Origin of the sequence: Sporosarcina sp. JAI121, assembly GCF_013408665.1 — a bacterium.
In the GTDB taxonomy this organism is placed as follows: Bacteria; Bacillota; Bacilli; order Bacillales_A; family Planococcaceae; genus Sporosarcina.
The window spans coordinates 90979-113675 of sequence record NZ_JACCCL010000001.1 but is presented as its reverse complement, the minus strand read 5'-3'; the positions used below and the strand labels follow the sequence as shown (position 1 = coordinate 113675).

Sequence of the window (22697 nt, the reverse complement as noted above, 5' to 3'; positions counted from 1 at the left end):
TCGTTAAAAATGCTATTTTCTTCACTTAGGTTGCATCCGGATTGCGCCGTCCAAACGAATCACTTCGCCATTAAGCATTGTGTTCGTAAAGATACTTTCTACCAGCATGGCATATTCGTTGGGTCGACCAAGCCGTTTCGGGAATGGAACCATTGATGCAAGTGAATTACGCGCAGCTTCCGGCAGACCATCGAATAACGGTGTTTCTACAAGGCCGGGTGCAATTGTCATCACACGAATTCCGAAAGACGCAAGTTCACGCGCAATCGGTAACGTCAGCCCGACAACACCACCCTTTGAGGCACTATAAGCCGCCTGTCCAATTTGTCCTTCAAAAGCAGCAACGGATGCAGTATTTATAATGACCCCGCGTTCACCTTCTTCGTTTGGTTCATTCCTTTGCATAGCCGCCGCTGCCATGCGAATTACATTAAACGTGCCTATCAAGTTTACTTGGATGACTTGTTCAAACTGGTCTAGCGCCATCGGACCGCTTCGCGACAACACTTTCCCCGGCGTCGCAATGCCCGCGCAATTGACAACGGCAGTTATTTCTCCGAACTTCTCTAAGGCGGAAGCTACATTTACTTCCACTTCTTCAGCACTCGCAACATCCGTTTTCAGAAATAGAACACTTTCTTCCCCAAGTTCATTCACAAGGGCACGTCCACGCTCTTCATTCCTATCGAAAATAGCTGCTTTCCCTCCAGCTCCGATTATCCTTCTTACAGTGGCCTCCCCAAGACCCGACGCTCCGCCCGTTACGACTGCAGTTACTTTTTTTAGTTCCATTCAAAAACCTCCTTATCTAATACGCCTCGGTGTATTCACGACTGCCGCTTCGCTTTCAGTACAAAAGGATTTGCTGAATAAAATTAAAGTCGTTCGATAATTGTCGCGTTCGCCATTCCCATTCCTTCGCATATCGCGAGTAGTCCGTATTGTCCGTTCGTCCGTTTTAATTCGTGGATCATAGATACCAGCAATTTTGTTCCCGTTGCGCCAAGTGGATGACCGAGTGCAATCGCCCCGCCGTTCGGATTGAGTTTTTCCCGATCTCCGCCAATATCTTTCAGCCAAGCAAGTGGAACGGGTGCAAACGCTTCGTTCACTTCATACGTATCCATATCTTCTATTGAAAGATTCGCTTTCTCGAGTACTTTACGTGTTGCTTCAATTGGACCAGTCAGCATTAATGTCGGATCGGAACCGACAACTGCTCGCGCAACAATGCGCGCAATCGGTTTTATGCCAAGCTCTTCCGCTTTTTCGCGTGACATAAGGAGGACCGCAGATGCGCCGTCACTCATTTGACTTGCGTTACCCGCTGTAATTACACCCTTTTCGTCAAAGACCGTCCGTAATCCAGCCAACACTTCTGTTGTAGATTCCGGACGAGGACCTTCATCTATCGTAAATTTCTCTGTAGTGCCGTCTTCCATCATGACATCGACAGAAACAATTTCTTCTTCAAATTTCCCTTCATTAATCGCACGTATCGCCCTTTGATGGCTATCGTATGAAAAACGGTCAAGCTCTTCCCGTGACAGTTCCCAATTGTTCGCAATCCGTTCCGCTGAAAGTCCCTGATTAATGATTTCATGTTTTTCCGTAAGCTTTGGACTTGGTTTCGCATCCCCCATATTGGACATCATTGGTGCTCGCGTCATACTTTCAACGCCGCCTGCAATGACGATATCCATATCCCCTGAAAGTATTGCCTGTGATGCAAAATGAACAGCTTGCTGGCTTGATCCGCATTGCCGGTCAATTGTCACTCCGGGTACATGGATAGGAAAGCCAGCGATTAGCGCAGCCGTCCGGGCGATGTTTCCCCCCTGTTCACCCGCTTGTGTCACACAGCCTAAAATGACGTCCTCAACATCGCCTTTTGAAATTCCCGCCCGTTGGATAAGCTCTTCAAGTACAACCGCCGCAAGCTCATCCGGTCTGTAATTTGCAAAACTTCCTTTTCTTCTACCAATAGCAGTCCGTACCCCTTCAACAATTACAACTTCTTTCATTCCCACACCCCATTATCCGAATTAATAGATTCTTCTTATAATAATAGAGTATCGTAAAAAGCTGACAAAATCTAGTATGTCCTAGAATGATTCAGCCTTAAGTCGTAGTTGGAAATCCGTACAGCGCCCGTTTGGACAAGTGGGAAATCGTTATAAGATTAAGCTACAAACGAAAGGAGGAACTACAAATGAAAAAACTTGGTCTTGCAGCACTCGGTATAACAGCAGCGATCGTTGTCCTTGCAAATCTCGGATCACTTCTTGCACTTGCCTTTTCTGCATTGATTGCATACGCGGGGTTCCATTATTTCAGAAAGAGCACTTCAAAAATCTCGAAATTGTTCTGGGGGGGCGTACTTGTCATCGGCTTGTTGACAGCGGTTGCGAATGTCCCGGCATTCATCGGTGTTCTTGCAATGCTCGGTGTTCTGTACGCATGGCGTAAATGGAATGGCTCAGAAAACAGCAATATCATCACGAGCGCATCAGACGATCCATTCGTAAACTTCGAACGTCAGTGGAACGAAATTACAAAATAAGAGGAGGAACTACTTATGAATTCACTTTGGAACAGATTTAAATACTCGGTACAAGCAGATCTTCACACTCTATTCGACAAAAAGGAAAATAAGAACCCAATTGCAATGTTGAATCAATACATCCGTGAAGCAGAAAAACAGACGGACTCAATCGGGAATTTGCTTGAACGTCAAAGTTCATTGAAAAAAGAATTGCAAAAGGAATTGTCGGAAGCAGAAAAAATGGCGGACAAACGCCGGAACCAACTTGAACTAGCACAAACTGCAGGCGAGGAAGACCTCATCGCATTTGCTGAAGAGGAAATCGCTGCGTATGATACGCGTGCCGCAGAGCTTTCAGAAAGCGTCATGGAAACAGCTTACGAGTTGATTTCCCTAGAGCGTAAATTCGAGGAAATGAAACATAAAGTGAAAGATATGAAAGTGCGTCAGCTTCAATTAATGGGAAAAGAAAATGTGACACGTGCCCATCACCGTATGGATCAAGTCATTTCACCCGAAAACGCAGACAGCAAGATGGGTACAGTCGGCGAGATGAAGAAGTATATCGAAAACCTCGGCGGGAAGATTGAACGTGAGTATGAAACATCTTCAATGGAACGTCGTTTAGAATCACTCGAAAAAGTGGAGGGTGCCGAACAGGTACGACAGGCATAAGACAACATGGTCATGTGGCGAAACTTGCCACATAGCCGAGTCGCCTTATGACCCGAGTATGTGGCACCCAAAGCTTGGACATCGAAATTAATCCCGCAAAAAAAACTGAAGTTGTGTAAACTATATTGTAGGAGGAAGGTTCCTGCCTTCCTTTCCTTTTTTCAAAGTCGGACATCAGGAAGGGAGAATAAAAAATGAAACAAATCGATACGAGCAAAATCACATTTTGGGCATTCATTTTTTTACTGCTCATTTTTGTCGAAGCGACTTTTTTTCATAATGGCAATATTGTGTTCGTCCTTCTTGGTGCCGGACTTACTTATTACGGGTTACGGAAACGATCGAAACTGCTAGTTATACCTGGTCTATTTTTCATCGCAATGGCGCTTTTCACATTGTGGAGTTTACGTTTGCTAATTTTCACTACTATTGTCTACATTCTCGTTAAGCTATGGAAAGGCGTGCCATCCGAGGAAATTATGCGTCCTCTCAAGGAATTCCAGCGGGAAACGCCAAATGGAATATGGAAAAACAAACTATTTTCCGTTCAATCATCCCCTTTTTCATCGTATGAATGGGAGGACATCCATATCCAAGGCCTGTTCGGTGATATTCACATCGATGTAACGGATACGGTTTTACCGAAAGGGACTTCCTTAATTTCCGTCAGGCAAGGTATTGGTAAGATCAAAATCGACTTGCCCTACGAAATCCCGGTTCGCATCCATTACACGACACTGCTTGGCGATGCAAAGCTTTTCGGTATCCACCGGAAACGGCTTATCAATGAATCCCTTCATATGAAAGACAGTTACGAAGGTAAATCTCCTGATTCTCCTGAACTGATCATTACACTTTCCACTTGGGGCGGGGATGTTGAGGTGACGAGAAAATGAAGGCAGTTATCGGACGTGGTATTGTTTTAACGTTTTTATTTATCGCCATTGCGGCGGTGTATATTTACTTTCTTCTCGGTTTGCCGTTGGAAGAAAGCTGGTTTGCTTTTTACGAACTGCAATTTGCTGACGTTCCGCTTGGCTGGTGGATTTTGAACACTATTCTTTTACTTGCGTGGGGAATTGCCTCTTGGACACGTTTTTTAGGTAGTACGAAGGAGAAAGCAATCGAGCAAAAGTTAACCGATTTGATTGACTCGGAAAAAGATGCAGATATGAATATGAAATTCTCCCCACGTATGAACCGTGCAATTGGCTCGCTGTCGACGGTCATCCATACACAGCGAAAAAGTTTGCAGCGGATTATCGATGAGCGCGCGGAAGAGCAAGACAAGCTGATTCAAGAACGTATTGTGCAAGAACGGCAGCGGCTTGCACGAGAATTGCATGATTCCGTTTCCCAGCAATTGTTCGCCGCATCGATGCTATTGTCCGCCATTACCGAAAGCAACGAAGACGCGGTTGAGCAAAAACCGCTGCTTCAAGTCGAGCGAATCGTCCAACAAGCACAACTTGAAATGCGCGCATTGCTCCTTCATTTACGACCGGCAGCCTTGAACAACAAATCGCTCTCCGAAGGACTTGAAGAATTGTTAGTCGAATTAAGGGAGAAAGTCCTGTTCGATATCCGGTTCCGCTTGGAAGAAGTAACGCTTTCAAAAGGGGCGGAGGATCATTTATTCCGCATTGCGCAGGAGACGTTATCCAATACACTCCGCCATGCACAAGCAACGGTGGTCGACGTATTATTCGTTGAGCGTGATGGCCTTGCCATTTTCCGGGTGCAGGATAATGGCGTCGGATTCAAGGATAGTGATGGAAAAGGCGGATCGTACGGATTACAGAACGTAAAAGAACGTGCAATTGAAATCGGCGGTACCTGCAAAATCGTTTCCGTCCCCTCTCAAGGGACAATCGTGGAAGTGAAGTTGCCCGCCCGTAAAGGAGATGAACCGAATGATCAAGATTCTGTTAGTGGATGACCACGAAATGGTAAGGATAGGCGTATCAGCATACTTGCAGATTCAGCCGGATATGGAGGTCATCGGAGAAGCGGTAAATGGACGCGAAGCCGTAACTAAGGCACTCGAGTTGCGCCCGGACATCATTTTGATGGATATGGTTATGCCGGAAATGAATGGTGCCGAAGCCACTGCCGCTATTATAAAGGAGTGGCCGGAAGCGAAAATTGTCATCGTGACAAGTTTTTTGGATGACGATAAGTTATATCCGGCTCTTGAGGCAGGAGCAATCAGTTACATATTGAAAACGTCGAATGCGAAACGAATTGCGGAAGCTATCCGGGAAACGTTGAAAGGACAGACAGTGTTGGAACCGGAAGTAACGACGAAAATGATGCAGAAAATGCGGGCAGGCAATGAACGGCATTTGCATAATGATTTGACGGAACGTGAACTTGAAATCTTACTGCAGCTTGCGAAAGGTAAAACGAATCAAGAAATCGCAGATGATTTGTTTATCGCATTGAAAACCGTGAAGACACATGTCAGCAATTTGTTATCTAAACTGGAAGTGCAAGACCGCACGCAGGCAGTCATTTACGCGTTTAAGCATGAGTTAGTCGATTGAAATAAACAAAAGCGCAAGCGCCTGTTCACAGGCACTTGCGCTTTTGTTCTAGAATTAATCTCCCGTCAAGTGGTTCAATGCATTGATCATACCCGCATGGACGCCTTCATGCCAAATTGCAAATTGCACAACTGCGTCAATTGTCACCATCGTATGGAGAGGACCGATAGACATCGGTTCCTGTAATGCATCGCTTGGTTTACCTTCAATTGCCTTAATGATGCGCTCCGGTTGTTCTTCTAAAGCCACAAGGAGCTCGTCTGTTGACGGGACATTTCCTTCCCAGTCATCGGGGCTTGACCCCGATACAAAAAAAGGTATCCATTCAGGATGGACGGGCTCATAGTCCCCCACCGCTTTTTGAATGAGTGTTTCCATCGTTACAAAAATATGGCCCACATTCCAACGAACAGTGTTATTGAAGCCCTTTGGTTGCGCGTCCCAGGCTTCGGCCCTTGTCTTTACAAGGCGGCCAAGCGTATAAATACGTGTGAATTTCAACTGATTCAATGTTTCGATAGTTATCATACCTTCCTTCACTTCTATCTACCTTTACGTCAAAGCGGCCGTTCCCTAGGGGGACGACCGCCGCTCATTTATGGTCTAAATGGTCTTTCATTCGGTTTCTCCTTATTCCACTCGTCGTGTGTTTGTTGATTGAAATTACTATTTTCTTTGTTACTTTCACTGACAAGAATACGCTCGTCGGATTTCGGTTTATTATATCCAGTGCCTAGGTTATCCACTTTATTTGTCGCAAAAGCAGACGGTTTGTTCTCGCCCGTCTTTTCCATTTCATTTTCTCTAAAGATAGCAGATACATTTGAATCGGATGGATCTGCGAGCGGCAGTTCATCGTAATTGCCCATCCCTTTTACATTAGGTTCAAGATCTTCCTTGTTTGGATACTTACCATCTGATTTTGTCATCCTCATAAAACCTCCTTCTTCGAATTGCGATTCGGAGAACGGCGATTCCACTTCGGTATCGGTGCACTTAATGCCTGATGGACACCACCGTTTTCCCGAATAATTAATCGATTCTAATACTTCAATTTAATGATACAACATCTTTAATCAAATCTGCAAGCAGAACGTTGTCATCCGATGCAGGATGGCAACTCTGTTTATTCTTTCCTTAATCGTTTTACTTACCTATTCCTAAAAATGAACACTACTAAACATCACCTCGTTGGATTAAGGGGCGTTTACCCCTATAGCCCAGTAATTGCCTGCATAAACTAGATTAGACCTTTGACGAAAGGAGTGTTAAAAATGGGTCAATACGGTGGATACGAAGGCGGATACGGAGGGAACTCATTCGCATTGATAGTTGTGCTTTTCATCCTGTTAATTATTATTGGTGCTAGCTTCGTTTACTAGAAGCTCTTTCATGCAGCAATAAGCAATCACTAGTATGAAATCATGTCTGGTCTAAGAGAGCGGCTTAAAAAGCGCTCTCTTTCTTTTGTTTTCTTGGATGAAACCTAATACATAGTGCGGTCGTCCAATAGTGAATCGATGATCGGGGGTTCATGCTGTGAAGAGAGGACTCATTTTATCAATAATCAGTATCGTTTTCCTACTGTGGATTGAACAGTCTCTAGAGGTTGCATACATATGGAAAACAGTCGCTAAAGCAATTTTCTTCCTGATTGTCCCGGTCATTTTATTCTGGAAGTCAGGATTTCCATTCTTACGTTTTCGTAACACCGATCAAAAAAGCATAAAGATCGCCACCAGTTCCGGAATTGCAATCATGGGAATTATCGTCGCGGTGTTTGTTGTCTTACAGCCGTTCATAGATATTGATGCACTGATCATGGACCTCTCCGCAGCGGGAGTAACGACTATAACTTTCCCGTTCATTGCTTTATACATCTTGTTCGGTAATTCGATATTGGAGGAATTTTTCTTCCGCGGTCTGTTGCCGAATCTTATTGGGAAATCGCCGTTTCGAGTTGTTTTACCATCTTTCCTTTTCGCCATCTATCACATTTCCATTTTTCTACCGTGGTTCAGCCATGCACTCCTTGCACTGGCCGTTTCAGGACTTTGGATTGGCGGGGTTATCTTTCAGTTTGCCAATGAAAAAAGCGGAACAATTTTGCCCTCTTGGATAATTCATATGTTCGCTGATATTGGTGTACTGATTATCGGCATTTATATCATTTACTTCTATTGAAAGGGTGAACGGATTGGAAGAAAAACAACCATTCAAACTACGCTATCTCTTTGTCACCTTCATAGCGTTCATTATTGCGCTCACTTTTTACTATGGACAAACTTTCGAAGAAGCAATTTATTCGGAAGGTTTTCCTGTTCCCGGTAAAGCGAGAATCGTTAAAGTTTCAAGCGTGAAAAGCTTTGAGAGCTATTCTTGGAAACCCGCTTCCGAGGAAAATGGCCTGCCAATTCGCTATCAGTTAATTATCCGGCTGAGCGGATGGAAAAAAGTCAATCAAGTGGACGGAATGACAACTTATGAAAAAGAAGGACAGAAAGTCGATATCGTTTCACGGAATAATCACCTTGGCATTCATGGTCAAAATGAATAATCTGCACGCCTTGCCTACTTGTATAAAGGCATTGTGTATTTATATAAATTCGTCACTTCTTATTCATGGCAGTGTATAGTTTTTGAATAGCATCTTGGGCTCCAATCACTATTAAAGTATCGCCCTTCTTGAATAGCTCTGTCGGGTTCGGATTGCTGATTAGCTCCTTATCTCGCATAATGGCGACAATCGTGACGCCATAATTTTTCCGGACGTCCGCTTCTTCAATTGACTGTCCAAGATGTGTCGAATCCACTGCTAGCTCGATTTCTTCGACCATAAAGTCCTTATTTCCTGAGCGGATAAGGTCGTTTATGTAATCGATACCAGTCGGTTTCATGACAGACATGGCGAGTTCACGGCCCCCGATAACCGAAGGATTGATGACCCGGGAAGCACCAGCTCTTTTCAGTACATCTTCGGATCCCTCTTTTTCCGCACGTGCGGCGATTTCAATGTCTTCATTCAAACTTTTTGCCGTCAACGTTATAAATACATTATCCGCATCACTTTCCAGAGCAGCAATTAGCCCGTGCGCGTTGTCGACGCGTGCGTTCAGTAAAATGTCCTTGTCCATTGGATCACCTATTAGTCGAAGTGTCCCGCGATCGACGACAGCAAGCAATTCCTCTTCGTTGTCGTGAATGTAAAGGATTTTTTTATCCCCCTCTTCCTCTAACAATTGCTTGTACACCTGCTGGGCAATGCGGCCAAATCCACACACGATAATATGATTTTCCAATTCCATAATTTCACGATTCATCTGTTTTTCCCACACTTTCTCGGCTAATTGTTTCTCAATGATAAAAGTAGCCGCAGTCCCTAACCCGTATGTCACAATCGCCGCCCCTGCAGGCACGAGGAATAGTGCAAAACTTTTTCCCGCCTGCGTCACCGGATAAATATCCCCATATCCGACCGTCATGACCGAAATAACCGTCATCCACAATGCATCAAATAATGATAGGTCTTCAAAATACATGAATCCTACAGTCGCGACAACTACCAGAAAAGCTGTTGCGGCCAACAAAAATATAAGACGCCGGTACCCCACTCCAATATCAAGCCATCGCTTTTTAAACAAACCGGTCATCCCCTAAATTGCAGTTCTGTTTTAGTTAATCATTCCTGCAATAGCAGAATTGTAAACCCTTTTTAGAAATAATGATTCTGTAAACAGAATAAAGCTGTACGCATTGCCCCTTTGTGAAAGGCACTGCATACAGCTCACTTAATCATCCATCTATCAAATCGCCGCCACGACGACCGTCACTTTGAATAAATCCCCATCTACTTCGATTTTCATATTCCCATTATGCAAATCAACGATGGATTGTGCAATCGCAAGTCCAAGTCCAGATCCGTCCGTATGGCGTGATGCATCCGCCCTTTTGAATCGTTCAAACAATTCGTCGGTGTTTTCACCAAGCTCGTACTTCGTCACATTTTTAACGATGAATTCGGCGTTATCTCCCACTTTTCGGAGTGTAATATAGACGCGGGTACCCGGCAATGTGTACTTAACAGCATTTACAATCAAGTTATCCAGTACACGCCACCATCTTTTCCCGTCCACATAGGCAACAAGCGTAGACTCTGGTAAGTTAACTCTGAAATCGAGTCCCGATTTTGAAATTTCTTCTTCGTGTTCAGCAAGTGCTTGCTGAAGCAATTGTGTCAAATCAACACGTTGTTTGTGAAGCTCCAAGTTACCGCTCGCCATTTTTGACACTTCGAATAAGTCCTCTATCAAGGTCTTCAAACGCTGTGATTTCTTATCTAATATATCTACATATTTTGTACGTTCTTCAGCAGTGATATCTTCCTTTTTCAACAGATCCGTATACGTAATAATCGAAGTTAGTGGCGTCCTAAGATCATGACTGACATTCGTAATAAGTTCTGTTTTCAGGCGTTCGCTTTTAGCCTGTTCAGTCATTGAAACGCGGACTCCTTCACGCAAGTTATTGAGATTCCGCGCATGGTCGGCAAGTGGTGATTTCCCTTCGACCTTAATTTCCTCATGAAGACGTCCTGCCGCCATCGCTTCCGTAGCGACAATAATACGGTTTAAATAAGCCGTTCTTCTCACGAAGATATAGAGGAGTGGTAATCCAGCAAACAATACAAGTGGAATGTAAATCACAATTAATATAGGTTGCATTAAAACAACGAACAACCCGAAGCCCGCTAGGAAAAAGCCAATTAACAGAAGGAACATTTGTACACCAATTGAACGGTTCAAAAACATCCCTTGCCATGCAAGTATAAATCTCATACTATAACTATCCTTAATTTCTAGTTTCAACGCCACTTCATCTTTTAGTCGTTCCATGAAATTAACCAGCTGAAACACTGTCAGCAATATGAGGAATGCAAGGAAAACATAAGAAATTGCATATATGACCAAATTTTCGATGCTATAAAAATAAACATAGTCTGCAACAAACAATAAATTAATATAGAGCATCAGCAATGTTGTTACTAACAGTGATCCTTTTACATCGATTTTTAAACGATTATACCAGTCTGCCCCTCTTCTATCCTTCACCCAGTTCTTATTGAAACGAAACTTTGTCAATAGTAGGATTAACGCAATTACCCCAGCAATCCAAGTTCCATAGGCAATATATTTTGATTTGTTAAACCAGGCTGCATGTTGGCCGTGAGACCCTTCCTTTGATATTGCCTTTGAAATGACGAAAACCCCCTCGAAAGTCCGATCTGGGTTTCCGATTATTGATTGGTTACTGTCGATGTAGTGCCCGGTATGGTTTCTTGTGTACTCGTATAAATCAGTACTTTTTATTCGAAGTGACTTCGCCTTGAAGTACCCTTCCTTGGAATTGAACAATTTCTTGTAGGCGGCGGGCGCTTTGACATCACCGGACGCAAACGTTTCACCCGTTTCCACATCTTTCAACTCATAGGAAACCCACCGGAAGTTATAATCATCCACATCATTGAATCTTTCACTTACATATTGTTCAAGCGCCTCTCCTTTTTCAGCACGAACTTTTTCCTCTACATGTTTATCATCTTGAAAATTTTTTCGGATATCTTCTATTTTCACTTCTTGTTCTTTGATTAGTTCTGTTTTCAACACTTCATTGCCAGCCGCTTTCGCTTCTTCAATTCGATCTTGATATTGGGCTGCAATATTGGCAATTTGTTCAGCCAATGTGCCGTAACGCTCACGATGCTCTTCGATTTCCTCCATCGATACTTTGATGTGCTTTTTCTCCTTTTCCACATTAATCGGATTCAAAACGGTTGCACCAATTTTATCATAAAAATATTCCAGTTCTGATTTGAAATCATCTGTATCGACATAGCTTTTCCCGATAAATCTCGGACCGGAGTTTATAATAGATACAAGCGCCGTTAAAAACAAGGCGACAAGAATCGACCAGATAATTAGAGGCATTCGTTTACTATTTTTCATATTCATACACTCCCTTTCACTATACGCGCGAGATAAGCAATCGCTCTACTGGAACGTTCCATTCCATTGCCGACCAGGTCAATGATGTGGGAGAAGCAGTAACCGATACTTAAAGCGGCAATGACAATCGCAATGATTGACCAAACAACCGCCCAATTACTTTTCAATTTTGTAACCAATTCCCCACACCACCTTTACATACCTCGGATTTTTCGGATCTGCTTCGATTTTCTCACGTATTTTACGAATATGAACTGCGACGATATTTTCAGCATTGTACGCAGCTTCATTCCAGACACGTTCGTAAATTTCATTGATGGAAAATACACGCCCTGCATTTTTCATCAGCAACTCCGTGATTTTGTATTCAATCGGTGTCAGTTTTACCACATCACCGTCAATAGTGATTTCCTTTGCTTCTTCATCCAGAACTAACCCATCGATTTCTACTTTTTTCTGACCGTCGTACGTCCCGAATTGGATATAGCGGCGTAATTGCGACTTTACGCGTGCCATCAACTCCATCGGATGGAAGGGTTTCGTCACATAATCATCCGCGCCAACGGACAAGCCATGAATTTTATCGGAGTCTTCCGCCTTCGCACTCAGCATGATAATCGGGATATTACGCACTTCCCTAATTTTAAACGTCGCTGTAATACCATCCATGTTCGGCATCATAATATCGAGAATGAGGAGATGGACGTCGTTCGACTCCAACAGCTCAAGCGCTTCTTTACCGTCCGCCGCTTTCAATACCACATATCCTTCATTTTTCAAATAAATTTCAATCCCGTCACGGATATCCTGATCGTCATCCGCTACAAGCACTGTGAATTTCGCCATCTTCCGCACCTCGCTTTACTCTATGATACCAATTGTAACCGCCAAATCTTAACATTCACCAACTGTAATTATGAAGAAAGTCTTAAGATAAATTGCATTGAAAGTACAAACAAACACATTTATCCAGACTTTCACGTTTGTTTTAGAATTGACTGGGTGACTGTCACCCAGTCAATTCTGCCCCCGAGGAAATAGAAAAAATACAGAAAGCCCTAAAAGCCCCCTGTATCGCAATTTTCCACATTGTATAAACAAACACGTTTGTTTGAGTACCTGTCACCTTTACAATGTACTATTTCACTTTCCTACCGCCCAAAGTCAATACGAGTATTCCTCCAAGAAGCATGACAATCCCAGTCCAAGAAGTTCCGTCTAGACGTTCGCCGACCACGATTACACTCAAAACAGCGGCAGTAAGCGGTTCCGCAAGTGACAATGTGACCGCAGATGACGATGGAATCCGCTTTAGACCGGCTGAGAATAAGATGTATGCCACACTTGTTGTGATAATCCCTAGATACAACACAACGGAAATTCCACGAACAGTCACCAAACCTTCCGTTTCGAATAAAAACAGGAACGGCATTAGCATCAGGGCACTCATTGAGAAGATGACGGCAACGGCGGGAACAGAGTCTGCTTTCTTGAGAACATCTTTATTGACGAGAGTATAAAAAGCAAACAATAATCCTGCCCCAAGTGACATCGCTATACCGACGGGATTGACAACGATGCCATCTTTATTCAAAAAGAGCAGTCCACATCCTACAATCGCAAGCACTGTTGCCGTAAGCCAAATACGGGTCGGACGGCGCTTCAATAATAACCATTCAATAATTCCGGAAAAAACAGGCGCGCTGCCAATTGTAACGACCGTACCGATTGCAACGCCCGTTAATCTGACAGAAGAAAAAAATAGATATTGGAAAATGGCCATTGAAACAGCTGCGTACAGAGTCGATTTCCATGGCCAATTCCGAAAATCGATTTTACGCATGATGAACAAAATTAGAAGTAATGAAAAACCACCCACAGCAAGCCTTGATGCCCCGACTGCCAACGGATGAATCGTTTGCGGCATGAAGGTCTGCGCGGTACCGGTCGTCCCCCAAAGTATCGCACCCAACAGCACGACTAAATATGAAATACGTTGTGACAAATTTCCCCCTCCTATCTCTTCTACTATGACGATACCATACAAACTAATTTTTCCAATACCTGAATTCCCCTTGACACAAATGGCACTAATGCACTAGACTATCTACTTGTGCATAGCACCACGTGGTTCGTAACCATCCCACGTAAAAAAACTAGGGGGAAATGAATAATGAAAATAAAAACAATGGCAATAAGCGGAATTATTGCCGCTTTATATGTAGCTGTATCGCTATTAATAGCACCATTAGCATATGCAGCCATCCAATTTCGGATTCCCGAAGTGTTCAACCACCTCGTCGTCTTCAATAAGAAGTTCATATTCGGTATTGTGCTCGGAGTATTTGTGACCAACTTGTTCTCCCCACTTGGCATGTATGATTTATTTTTTGGGGTAAGCCAATCAATCTTAGCCCTTTCAATCACGATTTTTTCCGCCAAATTCATAGCGGGTATTTTTAAGCGAATGGTTTTCAACACGCTTGTCTTCACCTTCACAATGTTCATCATCGCTTTTGAGTTGAACCTTGCGCTGGAGCTTCCCTTCCTGCTTACATGGTTAACAGTTGCGATAGGTGAATTCGTCGTCATGACCATCGGGATTCCGATAATGATTGCTTTGAATAAACGTTTGAACTTCGAAAAACTTATTTAACATACCCCATTCCCTCCATTTCACTGATCACGATTGAAATGGAGGGCTTTTTTCAAGGAGATGTCAATATGTATCTTACAATCCAAGAAACCGCCGAACACCTCGGTATGCCCATCGAACAAGTCCGGAAGTACGTTCGGGAAGGTCGTATCCGTTCCGTCCATGACGGCGAACAATTCCTTATTAATAAAGACCAGTTCGGCCTTTATTTGGAACAGCTCGAAATGTTAAAACACCAAATGGAGGAATGGCGTAACGAACCGATTCCGCCTGACCGTGACATTAAAGATGAAGATTGAAATTCAGCTGAAGGGATACAACTCTTCAGCTGTTTTTTTATTAAATAAGTTATTACTCTGTCCAATTAGGTTGCATGAATGAATAGTAAACAGAGGAAATACTTTATTCAACGATCGGTTGCTATAAAAATGATTTACTAGTATAGTTAAAAGCTGTTTCTAAACAACCAGCTCCACGAGGGGGAATTATGAAGAAAATTTCAAATGTCTTTTATATCACTATCGGTCTGATTATTTTGACCGTCGGGTACGGCGCGTTCGCACCCACAAGTTTTGAAGCCGTCACTACGAACGCCAGAAACTTTGTTGCGTCGTCTTTCGGTTGGTACTATATGCTGCTCATGTCGTTCATGTTAGCGCTCAGTTTCTTTTTCATCGTAAGTCCATTCGGAAAAATCCGTCTTGGAAAGGATACGGACCGTCCACAGTTTTCAACAGTTACATGGATTGCCATGCTGTTTTCTGCCGGGATGGGTATCGGTCTCGTCTTTTACGGCGCCGCCGAACCGTTATCACACTTTGCAATCAGCCCTGCTTCGGAAGAGCCTAATACGGATGAAGCTTTCAAAGAGTCCTTACGCCAGTCGTTCTTCCACTGGGGAATTCACATATGGGCTATGTACGGAGTCATTGCATTATCTCTCGCCTTTTTCCAGTTCCGTAAAGGGGAACCGGGATTAATTTCAGCAACATTGAAGCCGATCTTCGGCAAAAAAATGGAAGGTCCGTGGGGCATTCTCGTTGATGTACTCGCTGTTTTTGCGACTGCATTCGGCGTTGCTACATCGCTCGGCTTCGGTGCTGTTCAAATTAATGCAGGCCTAAACTACTTATTCGGCGTTGAAATCAATATCACATCGCAGTTTGTCATCATCGCGGTCGTCACGGTCCTATTCGTTGCATCCGCGTGGTCAGGATTAAGTAAAGGCATCAAATATTTGTCGAACACAAACTTGATTCTAGCGTTCGCACTTCTTGGATTTATTGTCATTCTCGGTCCAACGTTGCTGATTTTCAATATGTTTACCGATTCGTTTGGCGGTTACTTTTCACATCTCGTCCAAATGAGTTTCGGTACGGCGCCTTTGGACTCTACTGACCGGAAATGGCTTGATAATTGGACGATTTTTTACTGGGCATGGTGGATTTCATGGGCACCGTTTGTCAGTATGTTCATTGCCCGTGTTTCAAAAGGTCGCACGATTAGGGAGTTCATGATTGGAGTGCTTGCTGCTCCCACTCTTCTAGTCACTTTCTGGTTCTCCGCGTTCGGTACAACAGCGATTGATATCCAGAAAAAAGGGCTCGTCGACTTGACTCAAACCAGTACTGAACTGACTGTATTTGAAATGTTCAATGTGATGCCAATGTCGTTCGTAATATCTGTCTTTGCAATTTTGTTGATTGTATCATTCTTCGTTACCTCAGCGGATTCAGCGACTTTTGTTCTTGGCATGCAGTCAACGAACGGCTCGTTGACGCCTCCGAATAATGTAAAACTCATTTGGGGTGTAATCCAGTCGACAATTGCTTTGATTCTACTGTCCGTCAACGGTCTCACCGCCTTGCAAAACACAATTATCATCGCGGCATTGCCGTTCTCTTTCGTAATGTTGCTCATGGTTGTCGCGTTGCTTAAGGCATTGAAAGCTGAAATGAAGCTAATCAAAAAGAAATAATGACACTAAAAAGCGATTCCAATTATGGAATCGCTTTTCTTAGTTATTAACAAGGACCCTTTCACGCTTCCCGATCATCTGAAGGAAATCTCCGACCATTGCACTTGCTGTCGGGTACATACCTGCGCCCGGACCGACAAGTGTAAGAGCACCGAGATGGTCGGTTTCAACGATGATTGCGTTATCCACGCCATCCACACCGTATAACGGATGATCAGTACCGATCAGTACCGGACCGACACTTCCGTGCAATGCACCTTTTTCATCAATTGAAATATCAGCGACATGCCGATAACGAAGTTGATTCTTAAAAGCATCCGCTACATCTTCAATCGTAACCGCGTCGATCCCAACGACTGGAACGTCTCGCCAATTCGGCTGACTGCCGAATGCAAGGGCGCTTAAAATCATCAGTTTCCGGAATGCATCCTTACCGCTTATATCGTCCGTTGGATCTGCTTCCGCATAGCCGAGCACCTGTGCTTCGTGAAGGGCAGCATTAAATGGAATTCCTGCTTCCCGCATCTTCGTCAAGATGAAGTTAGAGGTACCATTCAAAATTCCTCGAACTCGCCGTACACGATCTGCCGGCAATAAACTTGTCACCGTACGGATAATAGGTACCCCGCCAGCCGTCGTCGCTTCATAACCGAGATGAACATCTCTCACCTTTGCATGTTTTAGTAACGCCGAACCATGCTTCGCAAACATCGTCTTATTAGCCGTAATGATATGAAAACCTTTTTCAATCGCTTCTGTTAGATACGAATAAGCGGGTTCTTCTCCAACAATCGCCTCAAAGATGAAGTCGATGTCCGAATTTGACAGGATTTCTTGAATGTCATCCGTAATTTTTATACCGGGTGTCGCCAGACGTTCTTTTGCCGTATCCCGGACGAGGATGGAAACGATATCGATTGCATAGCCAGTTTCCTGCCTAATCTCCTCTTTTCTTTCATTCAAAATCCTGTAAATTCCTTCACCTACAGTGCCGAAGCCGAGTAGGGCAACTTTGATTGACGGCATTTGGCCACCTCCATGGACTGCTTTATGACAAATCCCCATTTTTCGAAATCTGATAAAAAACGATTATGGCCATTTTTTGTATTGACCAAACAATACGTTGAATGTGGAATTAAATGCACAAACGCACGAATGTCTTCCGATGAATACAGTGGATCATGTGTAAATGCAAACGCCACCACTTTTGCCGATATACGACGGGAAGCGATTTCTACGCCTCCTCGCCCACGGCCGATATCATGTGTTTTCATGGCACGCAATAAGGGGTAGAAGCCCCCCATGTCATTCGGAATATTTTCGGTTTGGCGGAATACACCCCCAATTTTGTTTGAATGAGGTGTTACCGCCATCGGGAATAAAATATCCATATCCTCAGGATACATGATGCCCCATTCAAGCACCCGCATGCCACCGAGCGAACCGCCGATGATTGCGCAGACCCGGTTGACGCCCAGTACTGTCAGTGCTTTCCGTTCGGCATGCACCATATCACGGATTGTCACTTCCGGAAATGAATTTCGATACGGTCCGCCAGTGGCTGGATTGATAGCTAACGGTCCCGTTGACCCATCATTTCCGCCTAGAGCATTAAAAGAAATGACGGATACCTCGTTCGTATCGATACTTTTTCCTACACCGACAAGACCGCTCCACCAACCCTGTCGCTCATCTGTTCCGACTGCAACATGATTTTCTGTCAATGCATGACAGACAAGTACGAGGGGTGCTCCCGGTCTGCCGGTTCGTTCATAGGCAAGCTGTACATTTTCTAAGACAAGGCCTGATTCCAATGCCAAATCACCGATTTCCACAATTCCCGTCTCCACCATCGTCATCCCCCTCCTCTCTTGTCACCGAAAAGTCAAACTGTTACTGGAACCGCCTTTTCAATCGCTTGTGCAAGGTCTGCAATGATATCTTCAGACGATTCAAGACCAACAGATAGTCTGATCAACTCTTCCGTCACTCCGGATTTCTCCAGGTCCTCAGCTCCAAGCTGCTGATGTGTTGTCGAAGCCGGATGGATGATCAGTGATTTTGCATCTCCGACATTTGCAACATGTGACCAGATTTCAACGTTATCAATCACTTTACGACCTGCATCACGTCCGCCTTTAATGCCGAAGTTTACAATTGAACCGAAACCGCTTCTTAAATATTTCTTTCCATCTTCGTGGGAAGGATGATCTTCAAGCCCAATATAATTCACCCATTCGACTGATGGATGGTCTTTCAGGAAGTTCGCGACTTTAAGTGCATTCTCGTTATGTTTTGGTACACGCAAGTGAAGTGTTTCCAGTCCTTGTAGAAAATTAAATGCATTATCCGGGCTCAAGCACGGACCAAAATCACGCAATAACTGAACGCGCAGTTTCGTAGCGAACGCAGCGCCTGCCGCATCGATGCCGTAACGAAGACCATGGTATGTTGTGTCAGGCTCCGTGAAGTCAGGGAATTTCCCTTTCGTCCAGTCGAATTTTCCGGCATCAACAACTACACCGCCAATTGAAGTACCGTGGCCTCCAATCCATTTCGTTGCGGAATGAATGACGACATCCGCGCCAAACTCGATTGGGTTAGTACCATATGGCGTCGAGAACGTGCTGTCGACGAGAAGTGGAATATCATTTTCATGCGCCACATTTGCGACCGCTTCGATATCAAGTACATGCAGGCTTGGATTGCCGATTGTTTCAGCAAATAGCGCCTTCGTTTTATCTGTAATTGCTGCACGGAAGTTTTCCGGGTCCGTCGCATCCACGAATTTAACAGTAATGCCATAGCGCGGCAGTGTGACGGCGAATAAATTATAAGTACCACCATACAAGTTGCTTGCCGCTACAATTTCATCGCCGGCGCCTGCAATATTTAAAATGGAAAACGCAATTGCTGCCATCCCTGAAGATAGCCCAACTGCTGCCGTACCGCCTTCAAGAAGTGCAATACGCTCTTCGAAAACACCGACTGTCGGATTTGTAATACGTGTATAAATATTTCCAGCTTCCTGAAGAGCAAACAAATTTTGTGCATGCTCTGTATCACGGAAAACGAAAGATGTAGTTCTGTGTATCGGCAACGCGCGCGATCCCGTCACCGGGTCCGGCTGTTGGCCGCCATGTAGTAGAAGTGTTTCGGGTTGATGTTTCGTCATTGTCATTACCTCCAAAGTTTTTTTAGATGGAAATGATGCGCGGAGGCGTTGGGGGTTTTGGGAATAAAAAATAACCCCCTTCGCTTAAGAAGAGGGTTACGCTTTCGCTTATTCCTCCCCTTATCTTTCAGACCGTTCGCACGGATCTGTAGGAAGTAGCACCTTTTCAAGCTGGTCGCTTGCCGGTTGCCGGGCATCGCAGGGCCTAGTCCCTCCGCCGCTCTAGATAAGAGTTTGTATCATTCAGTTTTCCATCTTGTGACATAGTATAGTAGATATCGAAAGATAAAGTCAAGAGTTTATTGAATAATTTTTCTGAACCTTGTGTTTATCTCTAATGTTACAATGAATTTACCGATATTTTGGAGGAATGGATATGTGGTTATGGATTACAAGTGTGCTAGTTTTGGGATACGCAATCGGATGCTTGCATGGATCGGTTGTCGCACAGAAAATTTCGGGCGTTAATTTGAAAGAAACCGGGGTGAAAAATGCCGGTGCTTCGAATGCCACAATCGTTCTCGGAAAAAAATTCGGCGTACTCGTTGCCGCAATCGATATCGGAAAAGGTGCTATAGCAGTACTGATCGTACGATTATTTGCAGAAAATGCGGGATTGCCCGCAGACATCGTGGCGCTACTTTTATTCTTGGCAGGTGCGGCAACCGTGATCGGACACAACTTCCCGTTTTATATGAAATTCAACGGCGGAAAAGGTACTGCCACGGTTATTGGCGTGCTGATCGCTATTGACTGGCAGATTGGACTCATTGGTTTTGCATTGTTTGTTATCGTGGCGCTTGTAACAGACTTTCTCGTGTTCGGTGTACTGATGCTTTACGTGACGCTCATCGCGATGGCAGTATTGGCAGATGGATACTGGCCCATTGTAGTGGCAGTATTATTATTCGGCATCGCAATTTGGAAGCATATCGAGAATTTCCGTCGAATGAAAGATCGTAGTGAGAAACAAGTCTCTGCAGTATTTAAAAAATAAGAAACAAAAAACTGAGAAGCTCCTATTTGGAGGTTCTCAGTTTTATATAAAGGGAAACATGAATTTATAAAGGATGGTAACTGCCGCTAATCGCGTCAAAAATCATTTGACGTTGATCATATCCCCCTTGACTATACTCCGCTAACCAAAAAGGACGGTGAAAGAGAGCACTGCTCAACAGTCGGATTTTAGGAATCGTGACAAATTTAGCTTTCGAAGATGCATGGTCAAATACAAACTTCTCTGCAATCTTTTTTGCATCATCTTCGCTAAACACAACAGGCGGTATTGGTTCCACTTCAATCTGGTGATTTGAAAATTCAGGCTGGACATCTACAATTGCCCCCTTACCGCTAAGGGCATCAATCGTACAGCCTACCTTCCCCCTAAACTTAAGTAAACTTTTGGCGTTTACTTCGAATTCAAAAAAATAGTAAGGATAATAGATCAATTGACTAATATGAATTTCCGCCTTCTTATCGATCTTTCGAAATCCACGAAGAATATCCTGTTTCGCAAACGTAATTTCTTGGGTTAGTATTGCATTCATAAGTAACCCCGCTCGCAACTTCCTGCTTCTTTCGCTAAAAATTTAGATATATTTTTAGCTTCAGGGGCTAAATTTCGAGAGATATTTCGATCAAACTCTTTTGTAAAGGTGCGCTTTCTTTTCGACTCCTCAAATATTTCTTGTATTTCTGGGGATGGTTTGCTGCCGAATTGACTACCAATAATCATCCCGATAATAGACACTAATAAGCCAGCTAAAAATGGATGGAGCCCTGTTGGACCTTCTAAATTCATCGATGTCCAAAGAATATTAGTTGACGCACCGCCAATCATGGCACATAAACAACCGATATAATTTGCCTTTTTCGAATAAACAGAAGCAACGTAAGGCACAAGGAAACTATTTGCAAGTGTACCAAAAGCAAAAACAACTAAAGCAAAAATGGACGGTGGTTCATAGATGGCAACAACAACTCCAACAATACCACCGGCTAGTATACAAAGCCTAGAGACAAGTACCATTGTTTTCTGGCTTGCATTCTTATTAATGAACCGCTGGTAAACATCGCGGGAGAGAATAGAGCCCGCCTGCATCAGTATAGAATCTGCAGTTGACATGACGGCTGACATTATCGCCGACAAGAGAAGTGCAGCAAAAATACCAGGGAAAAGCGTATAGGCTAGCTCGGTTATAATCATTTCCGGATCGGCGATATTAGGTAACAGAATAATTCCGATAAGTCCTAAGATATATGGAACAAAAATAAAGAACTGGTTCCATATAGCGCTTATCAAAACCGCCCCTTTAACCGTCTTAGTACTTTTCATTGACATATGTCTAACTACGACATGCGGGAGCCCCATATAACCTATCGAGTATATTAGAATGGCTCCCAACACTACTCCCCATTGACCATAAAAGGCTAAGCCTTTCCCCCAAATACTTAAATAAGTCGGATCAATCTGGGCCAAAGAGGCGTTTAGTCCGGATAAGCCGCCTACATGGAAATAAGCCAACCACCCTATACCGACCACGCCAAGCACCATAATCATTCCTTGAATAAAAGAAGTATACGCAACAGCCAAATAACCGCCTGCCACTGTATATATAATAATGACACTAATACCTATAACCAATGACCATTCATATGAAAAGCCAGTAAGGGTTGACATTGCTTTTCCCGCGGCTATAAATTGAGCACAAACATATCCAAAAAGAAAGACTATGGAGATAATAGAACCTACGACGCGTACACTTGCACTTTCAAATCTTTTTTCCAAGTATTCAATTGGTGAAAGCGCACCCAATTTTTCCGACATTCGTCTCATTCGTTTTCCCAAAACGGATAGGTTAATAATCGAGCCGCCCGCATCACCAATGGCATACCAAACGGCGTACCATCCATATTGGAAAGCCATTGCAGGTGCTCCCATAAACATAAATCCGCTCATTGCCGTAGTTTGCATTGTCATCGCGGTTACCGCTGGGCCAAGGGATCTGCCTCCGAGTAAATATTGTTCTGTTGACTCTGCTGATTTACGGGAAAACCAAAGACCGATTCCTAAGAGAACCGCTAAATAGATTACAAAAATAATCCCATCCACACTCACTG

The 22697-nt window shown here is 43.8% G+C and carries 26 protein-coding genes and 2 riboswitches; of the genes, 12 read left to right on the top strand and 14 right to left on the bottom strand.

Translation table 11 applies throughout. From position 1 onward, the window contains the following. Positions 1–21 precede the first annotated feature (21 nt). Together HDC33_RS00600 and HDC33_RS00595 are read right to left on the bottom strand one after the other, a co-directional pair. Positions 22–792 (bottom strand): 3-hydroxyacyl-CoA dehydrogenase, encoded by a 771-nt coding sequence (locus tag HDC33_RS00600; RefSeq protein WP_179390606.1) that lies wholly within the window; start codon positions 790–792, stop codon positions 22–24. Positions 793–875: 83 nt separating this feature from the next. Continuing rightward, complete coding sequence (locus HDC33_RS00595; protein ID WP_179390605.1) at positions 876–2024, bottom strand: thiolase family protein; 1149 nt, start codon at positions 2022–2024, stop codon at positions 876–878. A 188-nt stretch (positions 2025–2212) separates the two neighbouring features. Between HDC33_RS00595 and HDC33_RS00590 the strand changes: the two genes are divergently transcribed. The 5 genes from HDC33_RS00590 (at position 2213) to HDC33_RS00570 (ending at position 5766) form a co-directional block, all read left to right on the top strand. Then, complete coding sequence (locus HDC33_RS00590; protein WP_179390604.1) at positions 2213–2563, top strand: lmo0954 family membrane protein; 351 nt, start codon at positions 2213–2215, stop codon at positions 2561–2563. 15 nt (positions 2564–2578) lie between these two features. After that, positions 2579–3220 carry a PspA/IM30 family protein gene (locus HDC33_RS00585; RefSeq protein ID WP_179390603.1) on the top strand — a complete coding sequence of 214 codons (642 nt, stop codon included), beginning with the start codon at positions 2579–2581 and terminating at the stop codon, positions 3218–3220. 194 nt (positions 3221–3414) lie between these two features. After that, positions 3415–4116: a cell wall-active antibiotics response protein LiaF gene (gene liaF, locus HDC33_RS00580; protein ID WP_179390602.1), complete on the top strand. Its 702-nt coding sequence runs from the start codon at positions 3415–3417 to the stop codon at positions 4114–4116. Next, entirely contained in the window at positions 4113–5159 is a 1047-nt protein-coding gene (locus tag HDC33_RS00575) for a sensor histidine kinase (protein ID WP_179390601.1), read from the top strand. The genes liaF and HDC33_RS00575 overlap by 4 nt, the downstream gene beginning before the upstream one ends. Then, on the top strand, positions 5134–5766 hold the full coding sequence (locus HDC33_RS00570) for a response regulator (RefSeq protein ID WP_179390600.1): 633 nt from the start codon (positions 5134–5136) through the stop codon (positions 5764–5766). The genes HDC33_RS00575 and HDC33_RS00570 overlap by 26 nt, the downstream gene beginning before the upstream one ends. A gap of 54 nt (positions 5767–5820) precedes the next feature. On the opposite strand, the gene HDC33_RS00565 is transcribed toward HDC33_RS00570, so the two are convergent. Both HDC33_RS00565 and HDC33_RS00560 read right to left on the bottom strand, forming a co-directional pair. After that, positions 5821–6294 carry a DinB family protein gene (locus HDC33_RS00565; RefSeq protein WP_218843139.1) on the bottom strand — a complete coding sequence of 158 codons (474 nt, stop codon included), beginning with the start codon at positions 6292–6294 and terminating at the stop codon, positions 5821–5823. A gap of 68 nt (positions 6295–6362) precedes the next feature. After that, positions 6363–6695, bottom strand: a complete 333-nt coding sequence (locus tag HDC33_RS00560) for a hypothetical protein (RefSeq protein WP_179390599.1) — start codon at positions 6693–6695, stop codon at positions 6363–6365. Between the two features lie 345 nt (positions 6696–7040). Here HDC33_RS00560 and HDC33_RS00555 point away from each other — a divergent pair, with 345 nt between their 5' ends. The 3 genes from HDC33_RS00555 (at position 7041) to HDC33_RS00545 (ending at position 8323) form a co-directional block, all read left to right on the top strand. After that, positions 7041–7148, top strand: a complete 108-nt coding sequence (locus HDC33_RS00555; RefSeq protein ID WP_179390598.1) for a YjcZ family sporulation protein — start codon at positions 7041–7043, stop codon at positions 7146–7148. A gap of 157 nt (positions 7149–7305) precedes the next feature. Next, on the top strand, positions 7306–7950 hold the full coding sequence (locus HDC33_RS16740; RefSeq protein ID WP_179390597.1) for a CPBP family intramembrane glutamic endopeptidase: 645 nt from the start codon (positions 7306–7308) through the stop codon (positions 7948–7950). 13 nt (positions 7951–7963) lie between these two features. After that, a complete protein-coding gene (locus tag HDC33_RS00545; RefSeq protein WP_179390596.1) occupies positions 7964–8323 on the top strand; it encodes a hypothetical protein in 360 nt (119 codons plus the stop codon). Between the two features lie 52 nt (positions 8324–8375). On the opposite strand, the gene HDC33_RS00540 is transcribed toward HDC33_RS00545, so the two are convergent. The 5 genes from HDC33_RS00540 to HDC33_RS00520 form a co-directional block, all read right to left on the bottom strand. Further along, entirely contained in the window at positions 8376–9407 is a 1032-nt protein-coding gene (locus HDC33_RS00540; protein ID WP_179390595.1) for a potassium channel family protein, read from the bottom strand. 162 nt (positions 9408–9569) lie between these two features. Then, positions 9570–11768 carry a sensor histidine kinase gene (locus tag HDC33_RS00535; RefSeq protein WP_179390594.1) on the bottom strand — a complete coding sequence of 733 codons (2199 nt, stop codon included), beginning with the start codon at positions 11766–11768 and terminating at the stop codon, positions 9570–9572. A 2-nt stretch (positions 11769–11770) separates the two neighbouring features. Then, complete coding sequence (locus HDC33_RS00530; RefSeq protein WP_179390593.1) at positions 11771–11947, bottom strand: hypothetical protein; 177 nt, start codon at positions 11945–11947, stop codon at positions 11771–11773. Beyond that, on the bottom strand, positions 11925–12614 hold the full coding sequence (locus tag HDC33_RS00525; RefSeq protein ID WP_179390592.1) for a response regulator transcription factor: 690 nt from the start codon (positions 12612–12614) through the stop codon (positions 11925–11927). The genes HDC33_RS00530 and HDC33_RS00525 overlap by 23 nt, the downstream gene beginning before the upstream one ends. Before the next feature lie 292 nt (positions 12615–12906). Next, positions 12907–13773: a DMT family transporter gene (locus tag HDC33_RS00520; RefSeq protein ID WP_179390591.1), complete on the bottom strand. Its 867-nt coding sequence runs from the start codon at positions 13771–13773 to the stop codon at positions 12907–12909. Positions 13774–13889: 116 nt separating this feature from the next. Beyond that, positions 13890–13934: riboswitch (PreQ1 riboswitch) on the top strand. 7 nt (positions 13935–13941) lie between these two features. Between HDC33_RS00520 and HDC33_RS00515 the strand changes: the two genes are divergently transcribed. The 3 genes from HDC33_RS00515 (at position 13942) to HDC33_RS00505 (ending at position 16402) form a co-directional block, all read left to right on the top strand. Further along, positions 13942–14424: a QueT transporter family protein gene (locus HDC33_RS00515; RefSeq protein ID WP_179390590.1), complete on the top strand. Its 483-nt coding sequence runs from the start codon at positions 13942–13944 to the stop codon at positions 14422–14424. A 68-nt stretch (positions 14425–14492) separates the two neighbouring features. After that, positions 14493–14723 carry an excisionase family DNA-binding protein gene (locus tag HDC33_RS00510; protein WP_179390589.1) on the top strand — a complete coding sequence of 77 codons (231 nt, stop codon included), beginning with the start codon at positions 14493–14495 and terminating at the stop codon, positions 14721–14723. A 188-nt stretch (positions 14724–14911) separates the two neighbouring features. Continuing rightward, positions 14912–16402: a BCCT family transporter gene (locus HDC33_RS00505; protein ID WP_179390588.1), complete on the top strand. Its 1491-nt coding sequence runs from the start codon at positions 14912–14914 to the stop codon at positions 16400–16402. A gap of 39 nt (positions 16403–16441) precedes the next feature. Here HDC33_RS00505 and HDC33_RS00500 read toward each other — a convergent pair whose 3' ends face one another. The 3 genes from HDC33_RS00500 to HDC33_RS00490 are packed head-to-tail and all read right to left on the bottom strand — an operon-like array spanning position 16442 to position 19577. Continuing rightward, the gene (locus tag HDC33_RS00500; RefSeq protein WP_179390587.1) at positions 16442–17428 is read right to left on the bottom strand and encodes a homoserine dehydrogenase; all 987 of its coding nucleotides are present in this window, start codon (positions 17426–17428) and stop codon (positions 16442–16444) included. After that, entirely contained in the window at positions 17386–18255 is an 870-nt protein-coding gene (locus HDC33_RS00495; RefSeq protein ID WP_218843138.1) for a homoserine O-acetyltransferase family protein, read from the bottom strand. Before HDC33_RS00495 ends, HDC33_RS00500 begins: the two co-directional genes overlap by 43 nt. 32 nt (positions 18256–18287) lie before the next feature. Beyond that, entirely contained in the window at positions 18288–19577 is a 1290-nt protein-coding gene (locus HDC33_RS00490; RefSeq protein WP_179390586.1) for an O-acetylhomoserine aminocarboxypropyltransferase/cysteine synthase family protein, read from the bottom strand. A gap of 117 nt (positions 19578–19694) precedes the next feature. After that, a riboswitch (SAM riboswitch) is annotated at positions 19695–19810 on the bottom strand. A gap of 143 nt (positions 19811–19953) precedes the next feature. Between HDC33_RS00490 and HDC33_RS00485 the strand changes: the two genes are divergently transcribed. Next, entirely contained in the window at positions 19954–20574 is a 621-nt protein-coding gene (locus HDC33_RS00485; protein WP_179390585.1) for a glycerol-3-phosphate acyltransferase, read from the top strand. Positions 20575–20638: 64 nt separating this feature from the next. Here the strand turns inward: HDC33_RS00485 and HDC33_RS00480 are convergent, their stop codons facing one another. Together HDC33_RS00480 and HDC33_RS00475 are read right to left on the bottom strand one after the other, a co-directional pair. Beyond that, positions 20639–21124: a hypothetical protein gene (locus HDC33_RS00480; protein WP_179390584.1), complete on the bottom strand. Its 486-nt coding sequence runs from the start codon at positions 21122–21124 to the stop codon at positions 20639–20641. Next, on the bottom strand, positions 21121–22695 hold the full coding sequence (locus HDC33_RS00475) for a sodium/proline symporter (RefSeq protein WP_179390583.1): 1575 nt from the start codon (positions 22693–22695) through the stop codon (positions 21121–21123). Before HDC33_RS00475 ends, HDC33_RS00480 begins: the two co-directional genes overlap by 4 nt. Positions 22696–22697 lie beyond the last annotated feature (2 nt).